This window comes from Streptomyces sp. NPDC041135 (assembly GCF_055592085.1).
This window is the reverse complement of the sequence record NZ_JBVIYZ010000005.1, coordinates 319,630-340,830: the sequence shown is the minus strand read 5'-3', so window position 1 is coordinate 340,830 and position 21,201 is coordinate 319,630. Positions and strand designations below refer to the sequence as shown.

The window sequence follows — 21,201 nt, the reverse complement described above, 5'->3', positions numbered from 1 at the left end:
GCGGGGTCCGGCCGTTCTTCGTGAGTGTCCTGCGCGGACGTGTCCTTGACGGGAGTGTGCTTCACGGGAGTGTGCTCCGTTCGGGGACCGGAACGCCGCCGGTGCGTCACCCGGCCGTCACCGGCGGTGTTCAGCAGCACGAGCCCGGCACCGCCCGGCTCTCACGACGGGAAGATCTCACGACAGGAAGAGGGGAACGCCACAGTGGGTTTCGGATTCGTGGGTCGGCGCGGATTCCTGGGTCGGCGCGGCTTCCTGGCGGTCTCCGCCACGGTGGCCGCCGCGGTGTCCGCCCGGACCGGCACGGCCGAGGCGGAAGCGGGCCCGGGCGCGGCGGGCCAGGGTGCGGCGGGTGCGGGAGGAGAGGGCGTGGGGGAGCACGGCTCCGGGGCCGGCGCGGAGCACCGGGTCCTGACGTACCGCGAGGCGACGGGCGGGTCGGTCACCGCCTGCCGGGACGGCGAGGTGCTGATCGCGGAGGTGCAGGGCGTCCTGTGGCGGATCGACCGCACCGGCGGTGAGGCCCGTCGGCTCACGGACCCCGCCTTGGAGGCGACCCGGCCCGCCGTGTCACCGGACGGCACCCGGGTGGCCGTCTGCGGCTACCGCGGCGGCGGGTTCCACCTGTGGCTGATGCGGCCGGACGGCGGCGGCCTGCGGCAGCTCACCGACGGGCCCTGGGACGACCGCGGCACCGCCTGGTCCCCGGACGGCACCCGCCTGGCCTTCTCCTCCGACCGGGGCACCGACCCGGCCGCGGGCAGCGCCTTCGGCCTGTGGACCCTGGCGCCGGACGGCGGACGCCCGGTGCGGCTGACGGGCGGCGCCTTCGAGGACTTCGACCCGGCCTGGTGGCCCGACGGACGCTCACTGGTCTGCGTCCGGGCCGCCCACACGCCCGGCGGCGGCACCGACGGCGGCCGCACCCTGGTGCGGGTGCCCGCCACCGGCGGTGCGGCGCGGGTGGTCCGCACCGTCACCGAGGGCCGTCTGCTGTGCCCGTCCGTGTCCCCCGGCGGCCGCATCGCCTACCTGCACCTGACCGGCGCCTCCGACGCGGCGTCCCTGCCCGCCGGACGCGTCGCGCTGATGGTCGACGGCCAGGTCCTGAGCGACGACGAGGACATCGCGGCCGCGCCCCCGTGCTGGCTCGGCGAGGACCGGCTGCTGTACCTGGGCGACGGCCGCCCCCGCGTGCGCACCGTCGGCGCCGCCAAGGCCGCCGTGGAGGAGATCGCCTTCACCGCCCGCATGCCGGTGCCCCTGCCCCGCGCCCGGCCCGGCCGGCCGGTACCCGGCTCCGGTGACCCCGCGCCGGTGCGCGGCATCCACCTGCCGGCCCCCTCCCCGGACGGCACCGCGGTGGCCTACGCGGCCCTCAACGCCCTCTGGCTGGCACCCCTCGGCGGCGGCCCCGCCCGGCGGCTCCTGCAAGGCACCCCGGTCGAGTACGTGCAGATGCCCGCCTGGAGCCCGGACGGCCGCAGCCTGTACTACTGCACCGACCGGGACGGCCTGATGGCCGTGCGCAGGCTCGGCCCGGACGACGGCGGCGACCACCCGGTCGCCGGCGGCGGACGCCTGCACCCGGCTCCCGCACCCGACGGTACCCGGCTGGCCTGCCACGACATCGCGGGCAACCTGCTGCTGCGCGACCTGGCCTCGGGCGAGGAACGGCTGCTGGCCCGGCCGCTGGCGGCCGACGGACCACCGGGGGCGCCCAGCTGGTCACCGGACGGCCGCCACGTCGCCTTCTGCGACCGCAACCGGCTCAACCAGCGCTTCCGCGAGGGCTACAACCTCATCCGCGTCATCGACACCCGCACCGGCCAAGAACGCCGCCACCTGCCCGCCGCCCACCAGTCCCTCTCGGACCGCGTCGCCTCCGGGCCCGTCTGGTCGCCCGACGGCCGCTGGATGGCCCTGGTCGCCGAATCCGCCCTGTGGCTGCTGCCCGTCACCGCCGACGGCACGCCCAGCGGTCCTGCCCGCAGGGTCACCGACGAACCCGCCGACCACCCCGGCTGGGCCGGTGACGCCCGCAGCCTGCTGTACCTGTCCCGCGGCGAACTGCGCCTGCTCACCCTGGACGGAACCGGCGCCGCCCACGGCCGGACCCGCACCCTGCCCCCACCCCGCCCCGCCACCGGCCGCCCCACCGGCAGCCGGGACAGGCTGCGCATCCACGCCGGGCAGTTCTGGGACGCCACCGGCACCGCACCCCGCGCGGACGTGGACATCCTCATCACCGGCACCCGCATCACCGCCGTCGAACCCCACCGCCGGCGCCGCCCCGGCCACCGCACCGTCGACGCCTCCGCGTCCACGGTCCTCCCGGGCCTCTTCGACAGCCACACCCACCCCTACGCCGCCACCTACGGAGCCCGGCAGAGCCTCACCGCCCTGGCCTACGGCATCACCACCACCGCCTGCCTGGGCTCACCGCTGTACGAAGCGGTACGGCTCAGGGAGGCGGCCGCGGCCGGACAGCTGCTCGGCCCACGTCAGCTGGCCTGCGCCGAACTCATCGACGGCGCCCGCACCGCCTACAGCATGGGCCGGGCCCACCGCACCCGCTCCGGTGTGCGCCGCACCCTGGACCGGGCCACCGCCCTGGACGTCGACTTCGTCAAGACGTACGTGCGGGCGGACAGCGAGGTCATGGCCCGGGCGGCGACCGCGGCGCACCGGCTGGGCGTGCCCTGCGGCAGCCATCTGTGCTTCCCCGGCCGGGTGTCCGGCCAGGACCTGACCACCCACCTCCAGGCGACCCAGCGCCTGCCGCAGGGACACGCCACCACCCTGCTCGGCCACGTCCGCCAGGACCTTGTCGAGCACTACGCCGACGGCGCCTTCAGCCTGATCATGACGCCGTTCTCCGCGCAGTTCCTGCTCGGCGGCCACCCCGAACTCGCCGACGACCCCCGGGTACGCACCCTGATGCCGCCCTGGGACGTCGCGGCCGTCGGGGAACGCGTGCGCGCCGAGCCGACGCCCGAGCAACTGCGGGCCGTCGCCGTCGAGATGGCCGACTACCGGCGACTCGCCGACGCCGGTGCCGTCCTCGCGCTGGGCACCGACTCCCCGCTCGTCCCCGTCGGCCTGTCCCTGCACCTCGCGCTGCGCGCCCTGCACGACCACGGCTTCAGCCCCGCCCAGGCCCTGCACACCGCGACCAGCGTCCCCGCCCGCGTCTTCGGCCTCGACGCCGACCTCGGCACCGCCGAGCCGGGGAAGATCGCCGACCTCACGGTGGTGGACGGCGACCCCTTCACCGACTTCGGCACCCTCGTCGACATCCCGCTGACCGTGCGCGACGGCATCCCGCACCACTTGTCCGACCTGACCGCCGCCCACCAGGAACGCGCGCACCCCGCGCCCGCGGACGGGTCCTGGCTGGACGTCGCCCACGCCTTCCGGCGCGGTTCCTGCTGCGCCGGCGAGTGAACCGGCCGGGCGGCGGCGGACCGAGGACCGCGGCATGGGGCGCACGTCGCGGTCGGCGAGGTCACGAAGCCTCCGCGAACGCGATGGCATGGTCAACGGCCCACTGGCGAAACGTTCGCGGCGCCGTCCCGAGGATGTCGGCCACCGCGGTGGTGATGTACGCGGGCTGTCCGACCGCCGCACCCCACGCGGCGAGCAGCATGTCGACGGCCGACCTGGGCACCGTGCCCTCCCACAGGCTTCGGAACTCGTCCGGCGTCATCTCCTCGAACGCGATCCGGCGCCCCAGGACGTCGCCGATGGCGTCCACCTGCGCGGCTTGGGTCAGCGATTCGGGGCCGGTGAGGACGTAGTCGCCTCCGACGTATCCGTCCCGGTAGAGCGTCCGCGCCGCGACGGCTGCGATGTCCCGGTCGTCGACCGGTGCCGACTCGGCAGCGCCGTAGGGCCACCGGACGACTTCGCCGGCCCGGATCGCGGGCGCCCACCAGGCCAGCGAGTTCGACGCGAACATCCCCGGCCGGATGATCGTCGACTCGACTCCGGTGGCCGCGATCAGCCGCTCGATGCCGGCGTGCAGCACGGCCATGGGATTGGGCTGCTGGAAGAAGGGGTGCGGCGTCTGATGCGGGGAGGAGAGGAGGACGATCCGCCGCACGCGGGCTGCCAGCCGCTCGACGACTGCCTCCGCGGTCCGAGGTGGGGCGGTCCAGACGAGGAAGACCGCGCCGGCGCCCTTCATCGCCGGGTCGAGTGACTCGGGCACCGTGAGGTCACCGGCGAAGACCTCGACCTTCGCCGGCAGCGTCGCCGCCGCCTCAGGGCGACGAGTGAGAGCGCGGACCGGTACGCCCGCGTCGAGGAGTTGGTCGATGACGAGGCGGCCGACCCGGCCCGTCGCCCCGGTGACGAGCACGGGAGGAATGTCCAGCTGATTCATGCCGCCCATGAAAACGTTACTGGGTTAAAAAAGCAACTCGGTTATGACTGTTACAATGGTCGGATGAGCGAGTCGACGGGACTGCGTGCCCGCAAGAAGGAGCGGACGCGCGACGCCATCGGCGACGCGGCCGTCTCGCTGTTCCTGGAGCACGGCTTCGACCGCGTCTCGGTCAACGACATCGCCGCGGCAGCCGAGATCTCCAAGCCGACCCTCTTCCGGTACTTCCCCACCAAGGAAGACCTGGTGCTGTATCGCTTCGCGGACCACCAGGGCGAGTCGGCACGCGTCGTACGGGACCGTGAGCCCGGCATCAAGCCGGTGACGGCGCTGCACCGGCACTTCCAGGCCGGCCTGGATCGGCACGACCCCGTCACCGGCCTCAGCGATCACCCCGAGGTGGTGGCGTTCCACCGGCTGGTGTTCAGCACACCGAGCCTGGCCGGACGGCTCACGCGGTACCAGCTCGAGGACGAGGAAGCACTGGCGGACGCCCTCGGCGGGGGCATCCAGGCACGCCTGCTCGCCGCCCAGGTACTCGCGGTCCAGCGGGTGCTCGCCCGGACCAACTGGCAGAAGATCGCCGACGGTCGCACCGCCCACGAAGTCCACCCCGAAGCCGTAGCCGATGCCGACCAGGCGTTCACCCAACTGCCCTGACAGGCGACGCTCCCCGTCGTAGAAGGCTTCGCGGCCCCAGTGCAGGAACGGCCAGACAGCTGTTCCGTTCGGTGGTGAGGTAGGCGTCGTCCCCTGTGCGTTCGAACCGGTCGGTGGTCAGTGGGCGGCCGGCGGGCCGCGAAGGTCCGCATCACGGTGCATCCGGGGAACCCGGAACGCGCGAAGGAAGGGGTGTGGGCGCGCGGGCACGCTCCCGCCCCGGAACGGCCTCCTGGCCCGAGCGTGCCCGCCGCTGCCCCGGGCCCGGCCCCGCGTCACGTCATCACACGGGGCCGGGCCGCCCCATGGCGTGGCCGTGGGGACAACGACCCAGTCCTGGGACCGGCGTCAGCGGGCGGCGTGACCGGTCCTTCGAGTCACGGATGCGCACACGCGCGCCGGCGCCGACTGCCCGGACTTCCACGCAGGCGTTCTGGAAGTCGCCGCTATGGCTGCTCCTGTGCCATCCGGTCGACGGAAGCGGCACGGGGTTTCCTCCTTCGCCTGGACAAACGTCGGGGCAGTGGTCGGCCAGGGCCTGCAACGCCCTAGGCGACGTTGACCAGTCTGATGTAGCGCACCCAGTCCCAGCTCGGCCCCGGATCGCTGTGGTCGCTGCCGGGCACCTCGTAGTGCCCGATGATGTGCTCCCGGTCTCTGGGGATGCCGTACTCGGCGCAGACGGCCGCCGTCAGCTTCGCCGACTGCTCGTAGAGGGCGTTGGTGAAGTAGGCGGGCTGGTCCACCCAGCCCTCGTGCTCGATGCCGATGCTGTGGGTGTTGTAGTCCCAGTTCCCCGCGTGCCAGGCGACGTCGGCCTCCCGCACGCACTGGGCCACGTGTCCGTCGGCCGAGCGGACCACGTAGTGCGCGGACACCGCTCTCTGCGGGTTTCTGAAGATGGCCAGCGTGTCGCTGTAGGTCTCCTGTGTGACGTGGATGATCACCCGGTCGATCGTGTAGGTGTCCGGCCTGCTGGACGCCGTGTAGTTGGAGGTGGTCGCCGGCTGCCATTCGGCGGCGGGATAGTCGACGGCCTGGGCCCGGGCGTCGGCGCGGACATCGGTGAACAGCGCGTACGGCACGGCGGCGAGTGCCGCGCCCTTGAGGATGCGTCGCCTGCTGAGAAGCCGTTCGGCCCGGTCCATGTCCATCGGCTTGTGCCTTTCAGGAGTGGGGGAGAGTGCGTGGGGGGAGACGTGAATGGGGGAGGGGCTGGGCGGTGCACAGGTGGGTGGAGCTGGGCGGTGGGGGCGGAGCCGGGCGGTGCGGAGGTCGCGCGGTATCCGCGGCGCGAGGTGCCGGCCCGCCGGCCGGATCCCGGCCGCGGCACCGGTCCGACGTCCGGCGAATGCCTCGCGTGAATCACGGTACGGCGCTGACGGGTTGGGCAGAAGGACGCGGCGCGGTTCCGTGGACGGGGCGTGTGTTGTGGACAACTCGCTCACCCGATCGGACGAACTGGAGTTTCCCATGCGCTACCTGACGGCCCATCGCCATGACGCGACGTCAGATATGACATCCGTCGAACCGCCGTTGTGACAGCCCTGTGACCGGAAGGGTGGGCTCCGACATGGCCGTGCGGAGCGCAGCCTGATCCACTCGGCGCATGCGTCACTTCCGCACCAGCCCGTCCCCGGCAACCGCACTCGCTGCCGCCGTCATTCTCACCGGGCTGCTCACCCTGACCGCCTGCGGCCAGGAGACCGTCCCGGCTGCCGCGCCCACCGGTGATCGCACCTGCGCCGACCGACCGTCACCGAGGACGCCCACCGCCGAGGAGACGAGCGGGGTGCGGATGACCGATTCCGGTGACGGCTCCCGCCGGTGCGCTCGCTTCCAGGTGACCAACCGCGAGAGCGTGCCCTTCACCTACACCGTCACCGTCGCCTTCCAGTCCGGCTCCGGAGCCGTTCAGGCCACCGGGTAGGAGGTCGTCGCCGACCTGAAGCCCGGCCGGACGGTGACGCGGACCCTCGGCGCGGACGAGCAGTCCGCCGGTGGATCCGCCTGGACGCGGGTGAAGATCCTGAAGGTGAGAAGCGTCCCGTCCGCCGAGGCCCCCGCCCCGGGCGGTCCCTGCCCGCGCTCGGGAATCCGTGTGTACGCCGACGACGGCGACGCCGCGATGGGGCTGCGCGTGGTCTCCCTGCACTTGGAGAACTGCGGCAGAGCCGCTCAACGGCTCGACGGATATCCCCGGATCAGCGTCCTCGGCGAGGACCACGCCCCCGTCACCGGCATACGGACGCCGCACGGCGGTTCCGCCGTCGCCACGGGCACCGGAGCCGACGGTCCGCCGCGGCTGCTGTCCCTCGCGCCGGGCGAACGCGCGCACGCGGGACTGGTGTGGCGCAACACGGTCCTCGGCGGCACGCCGGTCGACGCGCCCTACGTCAGGGTGTGGGCCCGGCCCGGAGCCGATCCGGTGACGGTGACCCCGGAACTGGACCTGGGCACGACGGGGAAGCTCGCCGTCGGTCCCTGGAAGAAGGACACGTGACGGCGACGGTGGCGCGGGGGAGTCAGGCCCGCTGCGCCACCATGGCCGGGTCGTCCAGGACGGCCCGTACGACCGAGTGCGCGGCGCCCAGCAGCGGCCCCTGAGGTCCCAGCCGGGACACCGAGACCGGGCAGGCCGGCCCGGCGGTGCGCCCTGCCAGCTCGGTCTCCAGGGCGGGCAGCAGCCAGGGTGAGAGTTCCGCCAGGGCGCCGCCCAGGACCACGCCCTCCGGATCGAGCAGGTTGACCGCTCCGGTCAGGGCTATCCCGAGGGCCGAGCCGGCGTCCCGCAGGGCCCGGCGCACGCTCTCGTCACCGTCGTCCGCGCGCTGCGCGAGCAGGCCCACGAGATCCTCGCCCGGGGTCAGGCCGGCCGCGCGCAGGACCGCTTCCTCACCGGCGTACTGCTCCAGGCATCCGCGTCCGCCGCACGCGCAGCGGGGACCGTCCGGCCGTACCGGCACGTGGCCCAGCTCGCCCGCGAAGCCCCGGGTGCCGCGCAGCAGCTGCCCGTCCACCACGAGCGCGGCACCGATGCCGATCTCCGCCGACACGTGCAGGAAGTCGCGCGGGGTGCCGGCTCCGAGCCAGAGTTCCGCGAGTGCGCCGAAGTTGGCCTCGTTGTCGACGGCCGGCGCGAGGCCGGCGGGCAGCAGGGCGCCGAGGTCGGTGTCGCGCCAGTCGAGGTTCGGCGCGCGAACGACCGTACGGCCGTCGCGCGCCACCAGGCCCGGCACGGCGACCGCGAGCCCGGCCGGCCACAGCCCTTCCCGCTCGGCCTCGGCCACGACCCGGCGGATCAGCGCCGTGAGTTCCGTGAGCACCGGTTCCGGGGCCCGGCCGCGGTTGCCGCCGTGCCGCACCGCTCGCGCGCGGACCGTGCCGCGCAGGTCGACGGCGCACACGGCGAGGTGGTCGACGCCGACCTCCGCCCCGATCCCGGCCGGACCCTGCGCGCTGACCGCCAGCGCCGACCCGGGGCGGCCCACGCGGCCGGGCCGTTCAGGGCCGAGTTCCTCCAGCAGGCCCCAGCGGATCAGTTCGTCGACCAGGGTCGACACCGCCGCGCGGGTGAGCCCGATGTGGGAGGCGACGGCCGCCCGGGACAGCGGCCCCTCCGCGCTGACGGTGTGCATCACCCGGGCCAGATTGCGCCGGCGCATGCCCTGCTGGGTGTCCGGCAGGGACCGCCCGGCGCCGGGCGGTCGTGCCTCGTGCAGCGGTGCGGTCATCCCTGAAGTCAGTCCTCGGGTCCTCGGCGGTGGCCGGTCAGCCGGCGTCCGTGGCCCGCTCCAGCAGCGGTGCCGCGTCGGAGAGTACCCCGGAGATCCTGGCCAGCGTCTCCTCGTCCCGTTCCACGGCCTCCAGCACCGGACCGGCGGCCGTGTTCCAGCGCCGGGCCACCGCGGCCGCGTCCTCACCGGTCAGCAGCCCCGCCGCCTGGGCCGCGGCGCCCAGCGCGACCAGCTCCGCCGCGTCGGGAATCTGGACCGGCCGCCCGGACAGCCGCCGTACGGTCTGCCGCCAGGCCGCGCCCCGGGCGCCGCCGCCGATCAGCAGCAGCGGGGTGCTGCGGTCCGCGTCCGCGTCGAGGACCAGGTCGAGGGCGCCGAGCAGCGAATGCACGGCGCCGTCGTAGGCGGCCTGCAGGATCTGGCCCGCGGTCGTGTCGTGGCGCAGGCCGTGCAGCAGCCCCGAGGAGTGCGGCAGGTCGGGGGTGCGCTCGCCGTCCAGGTACGGCAGGAGGGTGACCGAGGCGCAGGTCTCTACGGCGTCGCGGTCCAGGCCCAGCAGGGCGGCGAAGCGGTCCACCGCGAGGGTGCAGTTCAGGGTGCAGGCCAGCGGCAGCCAGTCCCCGCGCGCGTCCGCGAAGCCGGCCACCGTGCCGGTCGGGTCGGCGGGGCGGTGCCGGGAGACCGCGTACACCGTGCCCGACGTGCCCAGGCTCAGTACCGGGGTGCCCGGACGCAGCCCGAGGCCGAGCGCGGCCGCCGCGTTGTCGCCGGTGCCGGCCGCGACCAGGGTGCCCTTGGAGAAGGGCAGGTCGTGGCCGTCGCGAACGGTGCCGGCCACCTCGCCGGGCCGGACGATCCGGGGCAGCAGCCCGGGGTCGAGGCCGATGCGGGCGAGCGTCTCCTCGTCGTACGCCTCGGTCCCGGACGCCCACCAGCCGGTGCCTGAGGCGTCCCCGCGGTCGGTGGTGCCCTGACCCGTGAGCCGTTCCGTGAGGTAGTCGTGGGGCAGGCGCACGGCCTTGGTGGCGCGGACGGCCTCCGGTTCGTGCTCGGCCAGCCAGGCCCACTTCGTGACGGTGAAGGACGGGCCCGGCACGCTGCCCGTGCGGTCCGCCCAGGCCTTCGGTCCGCCCAGCTCCTCCACCAGGCGACGCGCCTGCGGCGCCGAGCGGACGTCGTTCCACAGCAGGGCCGGACGCACCGGCTCACCGCGGGCGTCCAGGGTGACCAGGCCGTGCTGCTGGCCGCCGATCGACACCGCGGCCGCTTCGCGCGCGGCGCCACCGCACTGGTCCAGCGCCTTGCCCAGGGCGTCCCACCACTGCCGGGGGTCGCTCTCCCGCCCCGCGCCGGAGGACACGGTGTGCGGGGCCTGGCCGCTCGCCACGACCTGTCCCGTGGACGCGTCGACGACCAGCGCCTTGGTGGACTGGGTGGATGTGTCCACGCCGACGACGAGCGGTCCCTCGGCTGCTGACATCGGGCTCTCCCTTGATGCGGCTCTTGTTGATGAGGCTGTACGGGTGGTGCGGGCTCCGCCGGCGACGACTCTCCGAAGTCTTCCCGTCGGTGTCTCTTCCCAGCGCTGCGATCGCATACTAATTTGTAAAGCGCGATGACGAAATAGATCGCACGGACAGGATCGACAGCAGCGAGGAGCCGCGACATGAACTACCAGCCCACCCCCGAGGACAGGTTCACCTTCGGCCTGTGGACCGTCGGCTGGCAGGGACGGGACCCCTTCGGCGATGCCACCCGCGGAGCCCTGGACCCGGCCGAGACGGTCCGCCGCCTGGCCGAGCTGGGCGCCTACGGCGTGACCTTCCACGACGACGACCTGATCCCCTTCGGCTCCTCGGCGAGCGAGCGCGAGGCGCACATCAAGCGCTTCCGCCAGGCCCTGGACGCCACCGGCATGACGGTGCCGATGGCCACCACCAACCTCTTCACCCACCCCGTGTTCAAGGACGGCGCATTCACCGCCAACGACCGCGACGTCCGCCGTTACGCGCTGCGCAAGACGATCCGCAACATCGACCTGGCCGCCGAGCTGGGCGCGAAGACCTACGTCGCCTGGGGCGGCCGCGAAGGCGCCGAATCGGGCGCCGCCAAGGACGTGCGCGTGGCGCTGGACCGCATGAAGGAGGCCTTCGACCTCCTCGGCGAGTACGTCACCACCCAGGGCTACGACCTGCGCTTCGCCATCGAGCCCAAGCCCAACGAGCCCCGCGGCGACATCCTGCTGCCCACCGTCGGCCACGCCCTGGCCTTCATCGAGCGCTTGGAGCGCCCCGAGCTGTACGGCGTCAACCCGGAGGTCGGCCACGAGCAGATGGCGGGCCTGAACTTCCCGCACGGCATCGCCCAGGCCCTGTGGGCGGGCAAGCTGTTCCACATCGACCTCAACGGCCAGTCCGGCATCAAGTACGACCAGGACCTCCGCTTCGGCGCCGGTGACCTGCGCGCCGCCTTCTGGCTGGTCGACCTCCTGGAGACGGCCGGTTACGACGGCCCGCGCCACTTCGACTTCAAGCCCCCGCGCACCGAGGACCTCACCGGGGTGTGGGCCTCCGCGGCCGGCTGCATGCGCAACTACCTCATCCTCAAGGAGCGCGCCGCCGCCTTCCGCGCCGACCCGGACGTCCAGGACGCCCTGCGCGCCTCCCGCCTGGACGAACTGGCCGAGCCCACCGCCGCGGACGGCCTGCAGGACCTCCTCGGCGACCGCACCGCCTTCGAGGACTTCGACGTCGACGCCGCCGCCGCCCGCGGCATGGCCTTCGAACACCTCGACCAGCTCGCCATGGACCACCTCCTCGGCGCCCGCGGCTGAGCGCACGCGCGCGGGGCGGCCGATCCGGGCGGCCGCCCCGGCGCCGTGCGCGCGTGCGGGCTGCCCGGCGCCGCGGTGCGACACCGACCGCGCCGCGCACGGCCCGCACGAGGTCCCGCGGCCGCGCCGCTGCGCACGGAATGCTGCGGAATCGTGCGTTCACCGGCATGAGCCGGTACCAACGTCCGCGTGGATCTCGTCATGCGGCCGGTTCCCCGCCACTGTGATCGGTATGACCACACCGCCCGTACCGCCCCGGCCGCCCGGACCTCCAGGAGGCCCTCCGCCCCCGTCCGGAGGATACGAGCCGCCGTCGGACGGCCCTGATCCGTGGCCGTCCGACGGTCATGCTCCCTGGCCGGCCGATGGCTACGGACCGGCGCCGGACGGCTTCGGACCTCCCGGACCCGGCGGCACGGCCGGCCCGCGGTACCCGGAGCCACCCCGAAGGCGCCGGGGGCCCCTGTTCACGGTGCTCGCCGTGCTGGTGGCCGTCGCGGCCGTCCTGGCCGTGGTGCTGACCGTCTCGTCCGGGGACGACTCCCCGGACGAGAAGGGGCCCGCGGACAGCGGCACCAGCCGTTCTCCGGGGCCTTCGCCCGGTCTGCCCAGTGACCTGCCCAGCGGGTTGCCCTCGGGGCTCCCCAGCGGGCTGCCGTCCGGCCTCCCCAGCGAGCTGCCCACCGAGCTGCCGTCCGGGTTCCCCACCGAGCTGCCGTCCGAGTTCCCCAGCGCCCTGACGAGCGGACTGGAATCGTTCCTGTCGGCCTCCCCGCCGGGCGAGGCACCCTGAGCGTCCTCAGACCCCCTTGGGCAGTCGGACGTAGGTCACGGTCGTCTCGATGCCGCTGTCGACCAGGCGGCCCTGCGCGTCGAACGCACCGGACCCGTCCGACATGCCGAAGTCGTTGTCGTTGACGAGGGCCAGCGTGTCGTGGTCCACGCGCGCGATCCCCTCGATCTTCCCGGGAACGCCGCTGACCGTGCCCAGGTCGACGACGAGCCGCTTGGCGAGCACCGGGACACCCGCGGCGGCCGGATCGTCCAGCTGCTCCAGCGCGGGTGAGGTGGTGTCGTCGTCGTAGGCACCGCCGAGGATGTCGGCCCGGCGGTCCAGTTTCACCAGCAGCAGCCGCGCCGACCTGTCGGTGCGCTCCTCCACCAGCAGCCGGTCGGCTCCCACGGCCACCACCGACGAGATCTTCAGCTCGGAGGTGTCGTCCTCGCCCGGGTCGACGACGCCCACCGGGTCGAACCGGTAGGCGTACTCGGCGGTGACCGCCTTCTTCCGCGGCGAGAAGCGCACCAGGCGGGTCGTGCGGGAGGCGTTCCCGGCGTCCGTGTCCGGCAGCGACAGCGGGCTCTGCAGCGCCATCACCAGGTCGCCGCCGGGCAGCAGCGCCAGCCCTTCGAAGCCGCGGTTGACCTTGCGGTGCAGCAGGACGGACGGCAGCGCCTCCACCACCGGGTAGTCGGCCCCCGTCAGACGCAGCCCCTCGGGCACGTAGCGGGTGAGCACCCTCCCGCGCGCGGAGACGTGCACCAGCGAGGGCCCGTACTCGTCCACGAGCCAGAAGGTGCCGTCCGCGGCGCGCACGATGCCCTCGGTGTCCAGACCGTCCGGGTCGTACGCCAGAGCGGTGCGCGCGTCGTACGCGTACGGCGCCTCGTCGCGGCCGGGCTGGTTCGGCAGCCCGGTGACCGCCTTCCCGGAGGCCGTGGTCAGCGGTATCGCGTCGAGGACCCGCACCTCGTCCCCGGCCACGCGGATCTTCACGATGGCGGGGTCGAAGCCCGGCACCGGGAACGTGCGGCGCTTCGTGCCGTCCACCTTGATCTGGCCGTTGGGCCCGCGGTCGGTGACCGTCCAGTACTCGCCCGTGCGGTCCGCCGGGTAGATGTCGCTGCCGATGCCGCCGAGGTCCACCCCGCGGTCGTCGTCGACTCCGCCCGGCAGCAGGGCGTTGCTGAAGGCACCGAGCGGGATGTCGCCGAGGGTGGCCGTCCGGACGACGCGGGCCTCGCCGGAGGGCGCCGCCCCGGCCGGGCCGGCCACGGCGAGGGTGGCTGCCAGGGCGAGGGGCAGGCCGGTCACGAGGGAACGGTGGAGATGGTGCCGGCCGGCGGCGTGCGGGAACATCGGGCCTCCTGTGGACAAGTGCGTCAGCAGCGGCCAGGGTCGGACCTCGGGAGGAACGCCTCCCGGCCGCCCGGTGAACGGGCGGTGACCACAGCTCGTCGGTCGGACGCTCCCGCACGCTCTCCGGAGTCCGGCAGGCCCGGCAGCAGCCCGTCGGGCGGGCCCGTAGGGGACACGGCTCAGGAAAGTCTCAGGGTCCGGGTCCGGAACCGGGGGACGCGCGGGCCCGTTTTCACAGCAGAGAGCGGCAGCGGCCGCGAAGGAGGCGACGCTCATGTCGAAGAACGCGAAGATCGCCGCAGGGGGTGTGGCGGTCGGGCTCATCCTGCTGATCTGGCTGCCCTGGTGGGCGGCGCTCCTGATCGTGCTGGGGGTGCCGGCGGCCGCCTATCTGACGCTGGACCCCTCGCAACGGCGCCGGCTGCGCCGTGTGACACGCAAGGAGATCGGCCGCTGACGCCCGGCGGTCGGTCAGGTCCCCGGCAGCGGCTCAGAGGGGCCGTACGGCCATCTTGTCGAGCGCTTCCAGCAGCCCGGGCAGCTCCGGGCCCCGGCCGACCGGCAGCACCTCGCCCGGTTCGTCGTCCAGCAGCACGAACGCGATGTCGTCGGTGCGGGCCACCATCGACCAGCCGGGTCCGTCCGCGCGCAGGGTGCGGGCGTCGCCCGGGGCGAACGACGAGCGGACCCGGCCGAGCGGCGGTGGGGTGTCGACGTAGGCCCGGGCCTCCGCCAGCACGCGCCGCACCCCGCTGTGCCCGGTCGGTGCCGGCGAGTCCTGTCCGTCCGCAGCGGGCTCCGCCGGCGCGGCGGGACCGTCCGGGACGGGGAACTCGGCGTCGTCGATCTGCTCCCGCCACACCGCCCACTGCAGCGCGATCTCATCCGCACCGAGGCGGCGCTGCGCCGGGCCCCAGGAACTGGTGTCGGGCGGCGTCAGGGCGGGACCGTCCGCTTCCTCGGGGCGGGGGTCGTGCGGTGCGGGCACACCCGGGGCGGCGACGGCGACCGCCAGCGGCCAGCCCGGCAGGGCGGCCACGACCGTGCGCTCGTCCGGCGAGAGGTCGTACTCCATCCCGCAGTCCCACGACGCGATCGCCACGGCGACCAGCGAGACGTCGTCGATCACGACCGTCCACCGAGCGCCGTCGCCGTCCTGGCCGAGCACCAGCCCGTACCCGTCGGCGCGCGGCGCGAGACCGAGGGCCGCGCAGGCCTCCGGGTAGTCGTCGCCCAGCACGCTCGGGAACTTCGCCGGCGTCAGCAGCACCGCCGTGAGCACATACAGCGCATCGTCCGCTACGGCGACGGCCTCCTCGTCCGTCCCGGCCATCCCTGCCTCCCCAGTGGTTCGTCCATCGGCGCGCACCCTAATGCGCGCGGAAGGCCGTTGTCACGACTGCCCACCACTCTCGGAGCTGCAGTTTTCCACCTGGAGGGGGGCGAAACACCCTTGGTCACAGGTCACGTTTCAGGCGGCCGGCAGCCCCAGCAGGTCACGGGCCACCGCCTGCGGCGACTCGTCGCGCTCCCGCGCCAGGGCGATGACGGCCCGGCAGGCCAGCTCACTCACCCCGAACGACAGCGCCTCCGGCGACACCCAGGCCGTGGCCTCGTCGATCCGGTCCTGGTCGTCGTCCGCGCACGCCGCCACATAGACGGCCGCGGCTTCGAACAAGTTGTGTGCGCGCTTCTCGCGGCCGGCCCCCGGTGCCGCGGCACCGGCCGTGCGGAACCTGGCGACATACGCGCGGATCGTCTGCAGCACGTGAACCACCTTCCCCCTGATACTTGCCCCACTGATCGGCATCTGCCTTCATTCAACGTAAGGTTCGAGCTTCGGCGACAGAAGGGGGACGCAGCGGTGAAGCGTTTCGAGCGGCTCGGTCAGATCCGGCGCATGGATCCGGTGGCGGACGCCGCGGAGATACACCGGCTCACCGTCGCGTTCGAATTCCCCTGGGACTTCAGCCGGGCCCTGGAGCTGGCCCTGTACCGCACCTACGCGGTGCCCAGCATCGGGCGGCTGCTCGCCGAGACGGCCGAGCTGACCGAGCGGACCCAGCGGCGCTACGACGACACCTCGCTGCTCCTCGACGCCGTCATCGAGCACGGCTTCGCCTCGGAGGAGGGCCGGACCGCGATCCGCCGCATCAACCAGATGCATCGCAGCTACGACATCAGCAACGACGAGATGCGCTATGTGCTGAGCACCTTCGTCGTGATACCGAAACGCTGGATCGACGCCTACGGCTGGCGCCGCCTGTCCCGCCACGAGATCGTCGCGATCACCGAGTACTACCGCACCCTCGGCCGCCACATGGGCATCCGGGACATCCCGGAGACCTTCGAGGATTTCGAGGACTGCCTCGACAGCTACGAGAAGGCCCACTTCGCCTGGGACGAGCGGTCACGGCAGGTCTCCGACGCCACCCTCGGCCTCATGACGTCCTGGTACCCGCGTCCGCTGGCCCCCGTCCTGCGCACCGCCACGCTGGCCCTGCTGGACGAGCCGCTGCTGCGGGCCTTCCGGTACGAGGCCCCGGGTCCCGTCACCTCCGCCGTCGTACGCGGGGTGGTGCGCGCACGCGGACGGCTGGTACGCCTGCTGCCACCGCGCCGGACGCCGCACTACGGCCGGCAGAACTGGGAGATCAAGAGCTATCCCGACGGCTACCGGCTGGCGGACCTGGGCACCCGCCCCGTTCCCGGCCGGGGCGGCTGCCCGGTGCGCCACCTGGACGCCTCGGCGGTCGACGCCGTCGAGTGAGGCGACGGTGTGGCGCACCCCGGCGCGGCCGGCCGCCGGGTGCGCGTGGTGACCGTGCCCGGAGCGGGCCACGACGTCATGTTCGACGACCCCGACGCCTTCGCCGCGGCGGTCGCCGGGACGTGAGGGCGCCGTCCGCCGTCAGCTTTCCCGGACCGCCAGGGCCAGGAACCGGGCGTCCTCGTCGGTGTACGAGGCCATGCGCCATCCCGCGCGGGCAAGCAGCGGTTCCAGGTTGGCTTCGGCGCGCAGGTCGTCCTCGGTGACCTGCCGGCCGTGACGGGCCGCCAGGGCGGCCCGCCCGATGGGATGGAACAGCGCGAGCGTGCCGCCCCGCCGCACCACGCGCGCCAGTTCGCGCAGATTCTCCTCGGGACGCGGCAGATGGGAGACGAGACCGGCGGCGAACACGGAGTCGAAGGACCGCGCCCTGAAAGGCAGCGCGCCCACGTCGGCGAGCAGCAGCAGCCCGTGGCGGTCTCTCCCGGCCCGTACGGCGGCGTGCAGCATCGCGGGTGTCAGGTCGAGGCCGGCCACCACGCCGGAGGGCCCCACAGCGGCGCGCAGCGGCGGCAGGGCGCGCCCCGTACCGCAGCCGGCGTCGAGCACGCGGTCGCCCGGGCGCAGTCCCAGATCCGCGACGGCGGCCTCGTAGGCCGGGCCGTCCCCGGGGAACCTGCCGTCCCAGTCCGCCGCCCGGGACGCGAAGAACTCCTGCACGCGTGTGTGGTCGTCGCTCATGCCTCGCATGATCCCTCACTGTCACGAGGGACACCGCTGTGCGCATGTTCGAACCGAACGTGGTCGTTCAGGGACATTCCTGTGTCATGTTCCAACGACTTTCGAAATGCGCCCCCTTTGTGCGCCCCTGCCCCGGCTAGCGTCCCGGGGCCATGGGACACCTGGACCACGCCGCCTTCGGCTGGCTGACCCCCGCGCTGTCGTACGCGATGGCCTGCATAGGCGCCGCGCTCGGACTGCGCTGCACCGTCCGCGCGCTCGGCAGCACCGGCCGGGCGCGCCGCAACTGGCTCGTCACCGCCGCCTCCGCGATCGGCACCGGCATCTGGACCATGCACTTCGTGGCCATGCTCGGCTTCCGGGTCAGCGGCACCGACATCCGCTACGACGTGCCGCTGACCATCCTCAGCCTGCTCGTCGCCATGGTCGTCGTCTGCGCCGGCGTCTTCGCCGTCGGCTACAGCCGGGACCGCAACCGCGCACTCCTGCTCGGCGGCCTCACCACCGGGCTGGGCGTCGCCAGCATGCACTACCTCGGCATGGCGGCCGTCCGGCTGCACGGGCACGTGACCTACGACCCGGTGCTCGTCGCACTGTCCGTCCTGATCGCCGTCGTCGCCGCGACCGCCGCCCTGTGGGCCGGACTCAACATCAAGTCGCCCCGCGCGGTCGCCCTCGCCTCCCTCGTCATGGGAGCGGCCGTCAGCAGCATGCACTACACGGGAATGTTCGCGGTCGGCGTGCGGGTCACCCCGTCCGGTGACCTCCTTCCCGGGGCCACGGCGATGCAGTTCATCTTCCCCCTCGCCGTCGGCCTCGGGTCCTACCTGTTCCTCACCTCGGCCTACGTCGCCCTCTCACCGTCCACCGGGGAGCGGGAGGCGACCGCCCCGGCCCAGCGGCCGGTCGAGAGCGCCACCAGCTAGCGCGTCCTCGAGACAGAGCGCCCGCGACCCCACCGACCGAGCGAGGAGGCCATGCGCACACCCCGTAGGAACGCCGCAGCCGGCGCCAGGACGCCGTCCCCGAAGCCCGCGCGCGGGCGCCGCGCCCACGCCGGAGCCCCGGCCGACGAAGGCCCCGGCGAAGCCGCCCACGAACGGCCGGACAACGCGCCCGCGCGTCAGGGCCGCCGGCGCACCCGCCCCCGTACCGTCCGGGCCAAGGTCGTCTGCCTGCTGATGGTGCCCGTCGTCTCCCTGCTCGCCCTGTGGGCCTACGCCACCGTCAGCACCGCCCAGGACGTCGCCAGGCTCCGCCAGTCGCAGCGCGTCGACGCCGAACTGCGCACCCCCGTGGCCGCGGCCGTCACCGCGCTGCAGGCCGAGCGCGCCGCCGCCGTGCGCTACGCCACCGATCCGGGCAGCGGGCACGGCGGCGACCTCCGCGGCCTCGCGACGCGAACCGACCGGGCCGTGTCCGGGCTGCGGCTCGGCGGTGACCACACCGTCGCCGACAGCCAGGAACTGCCCCCCGGTGTCGCACGACGTCTCAAGGCCTTCGTCGACGGCGTCGAAGACCTGGGCGCCCTGCGGACCGCGGTGCTCGACCACCGCTCGGGCTGGGAGACGGCCTACCAGCGCTACACCCGGGTGATCGGCACCGCCTTCGCGGTGGACGGGGCCCTCACCGAAGTGCAGCAGGCCGACGTCGGGTCCGACGCGCGCGTGCTGCTGGAGTTCTCCCGCGCGGGCGAGGCACTGGCCCAGGAGGACGTGCTCCTCGCCGGTGCCCACCGGACCGGCGCTCTCCAGGGCGACCGGCTGCGGCTGTTCACCAGTGCCGTCGCCATCCGCCGCGCCCTCACCGACGTGGCCGTCGCCGATCTGCCCGGCGCCCAGAGCCGAGCCTGGCGCCGGCTGGCCGGCAGCCGCGCCTACACCACCCTGGGCGCCGCCGAGGACGACGTCCTCGGCGGCCCGGGCGCCCGGGCCGCCGACGCGGTGCCCGAGGCCACCTGGAACACCGCCCACGCACGCGTGCGGGACGGCATGCGGGATGTCGCCGCCGGCACCGGCCGCGTCGTCGCGGGCCGCGCCGACCCCGTCACCCGCGGCCTGCTCACTCCGGCCGGCGCGGCCGTCCTCTTCGGCCTCGCAGCCGTCGCCGCCTCGCTCGTCATCTCCGTGCGCATCGGACGCGCCCTCGTGGTCGAGCTGGTGAGCCTGCGCAACCACGCCCTGGCGATCGCCCGCCGCGAACTCCCGGAGGCGATGCGCAGACTGCGCGCGGGAGAGGAGATCGACATCCAGGCCGAGGCGCCCCCCGGAACACCGGCGGAGGACGAGACCGGGCAGGTCGCCGAGGCCCTCGCCACCGTCCACCGCGCGGCCCTGCGCGCCGCCGTCGAGCGCGCCGAACTCGCCAGCGGCATCTCCGGCGTCTTCGTCAACCTCGCCCGCCGCAGCCAGGTCCTCGTCCACCGTCAGCTGAGCCTGCTCGACAGCATGGAACGCCGGTCCGAGGACCCGGGCGAGCTGAGCGACCTCTTCCGGCTCGACCACCTCACCACCCGCATGCGGCGCCACGCCGAAAGCCTGATCATCCTCTCCGGCGCGGCACCCGGCAGAGCCTGGCGAATGCCGGTGTCCCTCACGAACGTGGTCCGAGCGGCCGTCTCCGAGGTGGAGGACTACGCACGCGTGGAGGTACGCCGGCTCCCCGAGGCGTCCGTCACCGGCACCGCGGTCGCCGACCTCACCCACCTCCTCGCCGAACTCATCGAGAACGCGGCCCAGTTCTCACCACCGCACACCCGCGTCCAGGTCACCGGCGAGCCCGTCGGCAGCGGCTACGCGCTGGAGGTCGAGGACCGGGGCCTGGGCATGGGCGCCGACACCCTCGCGGAGGCCAACCGGCGCATCGAGCAGTCCGAGACGCTCGACCTGTTCGACAGCGACCGCCTCGGCCTCTTCGTGGTCAGCAGGCTCGCGGCCCGTCACGGCATCAAGGTGCACCTGCGGACCTCTCCCTACGGAGGCACCACCGCCGTGGTGCTGCTGCCCACGGCCCTGCTGCACAGCGGCCCGGCGGACCGCGCGGACCACTCCGCCGTCCCGGCCGGGGCGCCGCGGCGCGAGCACACGCGCGCGTCCGGCACGGCACCGCCACGGGAAGCAGTCACGGCCCCGGCCCAGCGACCCGTCCTCACGGCCACCGCGCCGCCCGCCACGCACCCCGCGACCGACCCGCCACCCCCCGGAGTCACCGCCTTGAGGCCGCACCGCCCACCGAACGCCTCCGAGTCCTGCGACGACCTTCCGCGCCGGGTGCGTCAGGCCAGCCTCGCCCCCCAGTTGCGTCACGAGCCGGCCGCGACGCCCGCCCGGACCGCCGCGCCCGACGGCACCGAGCGGCGCACACCCGAACTCGTCCGCGACCGCATGGCCGCCTACCGCGACGGCTGGGCCCGCGGCGGCGGCACGCGGCCCGGCCGCGCCACCCCGCCGGACAGCGACCTCACCGAAGGAGACCGCGCATGATCCAGGACCCCGACATGAGAGCCGCCCAGCGCTCAGGCGAACTCGACTGGCTGCTGGACGACCTGGTGATGCGCGTCAGCGAGATACGGCACGCCGTCGTACTGTCCAACGACGGCCTGGCCGTGGGCTCCTCGTCCGCCCTGCGGCGCGAGGACGCCGAGCACCTCGCCGCCGTCGCCTCCGGCTTCAACAGCCTCGCCAAGGGCGCGGGACGGCACTTCGGGGCGGGCGGCGTACGCCAGACCATGGTGGAGATGGACGAGGCGTTCCTGTTCGTGGCCGCCGCGGGTGACGGCTCCTGCCTCTCCCTGCTCACCGCGGTGAGCGCCGACATCGGCCTCGTCGCCTACGAGATGGCCAGGCTGGTCAAGCGCGTGGGCGAGCACTTGTACACGGCGCCGCGCGCCGCCGCGCGGCCGCCCGCGGCCGGATGAGCCGAAGAGAGCGCCAC

General features: G+C 74.0%; 20 protein-coding genes and 1 pseudogene. 12 read left to right on the top strand and 9 right to left on the bottom strand.

The genetic code is table 11. The annotated features are described in order from the left end of the window. The first annotated feature begins 204 nt into the window (after positions 1-204). A complete protein-coding gene (locus ACZ6CZ_RS15070) occupies positions 205-3,447 on the top strand; it encodes an amidohydrolase family protein (protein ID WP_469019957.1) in 3,243 nt (1,080 codons plus the stop codon). Positions 3,448-3,508: 61 nt separating this feature from the next. On the opposite strand, the gene ACZ6CZ_RS15065 is transcribed toward ACZ6CZ_RS15070, so the two are convergent. Beyond that, a complete protein-coding gene (locus tag ACZ6CZ_RS15065; RefSeq protein ID WP_469019953.1) occupies positions 3,509-4,387 on the bottom strand; it encodes an SDR family oxidoreductase in 879 nt (292 codons plus the stop codon). Positions 4,388-4,450: 63 nt separating this feature from the next. Here ACZ6CZ_RS15065 and ACZ6CZ_RS15060 point away from each other — a divergent pair, with 63 nt between their 5' ends. Next, positions 4,451-5,047, top strand: coding sequence for a TetR/AcrR family transcriptional regulator (locus tag ACZ6CZ_RS15060; RefSeq protein WP_469019950.1), 597 nt, complete (start codon positions 4,451-4,453; stop codon positions 5,045-5,047). A 283-nt stretch (positions 5,048-5,330) separates the two neighbouring features. On the opposite strand, the gene ACZ6CZ_RS15055 is transcribed toward ACZ6CZ_RS15060, so the two are convergent. Both ACZ6CZ_RS15055 and ACZ6CZ_RS15050 read right to left on the bottom strand, forming a co-directional pair. Continuing rightward, complete coding sequence (locus tag ACZ6CZ_RS15055) at positions 5,331-5,534, bottom strand: DUF397 domain-containing protein (RefSeq protein ID WP_469019947.1); 204 nt, start codon at positions 5,532-5,534, stop codon at positions 5,331-5,333. A gap of 61 nt (positions 5,535-5,595) precedes the next feature. Next, on the bottom strand, positions 5,596-6,201 hold the full coding sequence (locus ACZ6CZ_RS15050; protein ID WP_469019943.1) for an N-acetylmuramoyl-L-alanine amidase: 606 nt from the start codon (positions 6,199-6,201) through the stop codon (positions 5,596-5,598). A 455-nt stretch (positions 6,202-6,656) separates the two neighbouring features. On the opposite strand from ACZ6CZ_RS15050, the gene ACZ6CZ_RS15045 reads away from it, so the two are divergent. Then, entirely contained in the window at positions 6,657-6,977 is a 321-nt protein-coding gene (locus ACZ6CZ_RS15045) for a hypothetical protein (RefSeq protein ID WP_469019940.1), read from the top strand. A 33-nt stretch (positions 6,978-7,010) separates the two neighbouring features. Further along, positions 7,011-7,550, top strand: a complete 540-nt coding sequence (locus ACZ6CZ_RS15040; RefSeq protein WP_469019939.1) for a DUF4232 domain-containing protein — start codon at positions 7,011-7,013, stop codon at positions 7,548-7,550. Positions 7,551-7,572: 22 nt separating this feature from the next. Here the strand turns inward: ACZ6CZ_RS15040 and ACZ6CZ_RS15035 are convergent, their stop codons facing one another. Together ACZ6CZ_RS15035 and xylB are read right to left on the bottom strand one after the other, a co-directional pair. Then, complete coding sequence (locus ACZ6CZ_RS15035; RefSeq protein ID WP_469019936.1) at positions 7,573-8,781, bottom strand: ROK family protein; 1,209 nt, start codon at positions 8,779-8,781, stop codon at positions 7,573-7,575. A 37-nt stretch (positions 8,782-8,818) separates the two neighbouring features. After that, the gene (gene xylB / locus ACZ6CZ_RS15030) at positions 8,819-10,264 is read right to left on the bottom strand and encodes a xylulokinase (RefSeq protein ID WP_469019933.1); all 1,446 of its coding nucleotides are present in this window, start codon (positions 10,262-10,264) and stop codon (positions 8,819-8,821) included. Between the two features lie 186 nt (positions 10,265-10,450). Between xylB and xylA the strand changes: the two genes are divergently transcribed. Together xylA and ACZ6CZ_RS15020 are read left to right on the top strand one after the other, a co-directional pair. Beyond that, a complete protein-coding gene (gene xylA / locus ACZ6CZ_RS15025) occupies positions 10,451-11,617 on the top strand; it encodes a xylose isomerase (protein ID WP_469019931.1) in 1,167 nt (388 codons plus the stop codon). Positions 11,618-12,098: 481 nt separating this feature from the next. Continuing rightward, positions 12,099-12,410 carry a hypothetical protein gene (locus ACZ6CZ_RS15020; RefSeq protein WP_469019924.1) on the top strand — a complete coding sequence of 104 codons (312 nt, stop codon included), beginning with the start codon at positions 12,099-12,101 and terminating at the stop codon, positions 12,408-12,410. A 6-nt stretch (positions 12,411-12,416) separates the two neighbouring features. On the opposite strand, the gene ACZ6CZ_RS15015 is transcribed toward ACZ6CZ_RS15020, so the two are convergent. Beyond that, a complete protein-coding gene (locus tag ACZ6CZ_RS15015; RefSeq protein WP_469019922.1) occupies positions 12,417-13,757 on the bottom strand; it encodes an esterase-like activity of phytase family protein in 1,341 nt (446 codons plus the stop codon). Positions 13,758-14,031: 274 nt separating this feature from the next. Here ACZ6CZ_RS15015 and ACZ6CZ_RS15010 point away from each other — a divergent pair, with 274 nt between their 5' ends. Next, positions 14,032-14,214 (top strand): hypothetical protein, encoded by a 183-nt coding sequence (locus ACZ6CZ_RS15010; protein ID WP_280885721.1) that lies wholly within the window; start codon positions 14,032-14,034, stop codon positions 14,212-14,214. A gap of 33 nt (positions 14,215-14,247) precedes the next feature. Here ACZ6CZ_RS15010 and ACZ6CZ_RS15005 read toward each other — a convergent pair whose 3' ends face one another. After that, complete coding sequence (locus ACZ6CZ_RS15005) at positions 14,248-15,090, bottom strand: hypothetical protein (protein WP_469019917.1); 843 nt, start codon at positions 15,088-15,090, stop codon at positions 14,248-14,250. A 138-nt stretch (positions 15,091-15,228) separates the two neighbouring features. Beyond that, positions 15,229-15,525 carry a hypothetical protein gene (locus ACZ6CZ_RS15000; RefSeq protein ID WP_469019911.1) on the bottom strand — a complete coding sequence of 99 codons (297 nt, stop codon included), beginning with the start codon at positions 15,523-15,525 and terminating at the stop codon, positions 15,229-15,231. A 96-nt stretch (positions 15,526-15,621) separates the two neighbouring features. Here ACZ6CZ_RS15000 and ACZ6CZ_RS14995 point away from each other — a divergent pair, with 96 nt between their 5' ends. Both ACZ6CZ_RS14995 and ACZ6CZ_RS14990 read left to right on the top strand, forming a co-directional pair. After that, positions 15,622-16,527 carry an oxygenase MpaB family protein gene (locus ACZ6CZ_RS14995; protein ID WP_469019906.1) on the top strand — a complete coding sequence of 302 codons (906 nt, stop codon included), beginning with the start codon at positions 15,622-15,624 and terminating at the stop codon, positions 16,525-16,527. A 24-nt stretch (positions 16,528-16,551) separates the two neighbouring features. Continuing rightward, positions 16,552-16,653 (top strand): annotated as a pseudogene (locus tag ACZ6CZ_RS14990) (alpha/beta fold hydrolase); the annotation flags it as partial. 15 nt (positions 16,654-16,668) lie between these two features. On the opposite strand, the gene ACZ6CZ_RS14985 reads toward ACZ6CZ_RS14990, so the two are convergent. Next, a complete protein-coding gene (locus ACZ6CZ_RS14985; protein WP_469019902.1) occupies positions 16,669-17,268 on the bottom strand; it encodes a class I SAM-dependent methyltransferase in 600 nt (199 codons plus the stop codon). 152 nt (positions 17,269-17,420) lie between these two features. Here ACZ6CZ_RS14985 and ACZ6CZ_RS14980 point away from each other — a divergent pair, with 152 nt between their 5' ends. The 3 genes from ACZ6CZ_RS14980 to ACZ6CZ_RS14970 are packed head-to-tail and all read left to right on the top strand — an operon-like array spanning position 17,421 to position 21,184. After that, positions 17,421-18,194: an MHYT domain-containing protein gene (locus ACZ6CZ_RS14980; RefSeq protein ID WP_469019899.1), complete on the top strand. Its 774-nt coding sequence runs from the start codon at positions 17,421-17,423 to the stop codon at positions 18,192-18,194. 51 nt (positions 18,195-18,245) lie between these two features. Further along, positions 18,246-20,750: a sensor histidine kinase gene (locus ACZ6CZ_RS14975; protein ID WP_469019895.1), complete on the top strand. Its 2,505-nt coding sequence runs from the start codon at positions 18,246-18,248 to the stop codon at positions 20,748-20,750. Then, complete coding sequence (locus tag ACZ6CZ_RS14970; protein ID WP_469019892.1) at positions 20,747-21,184, top strand: roadblock/LC7 domain-containing protein; 438 nt, start codon at positions 20,747-20,749, stop codon at positions 21,182-21,184. Before ACZ6CZ_RS14975 ends, ACZ6CZ_RS14970 begins: the two co-directional genes overlap by 4 nt. The last annotated feature ends 17 nt before the right edge of the window (positions 21,185-21,201 follow it).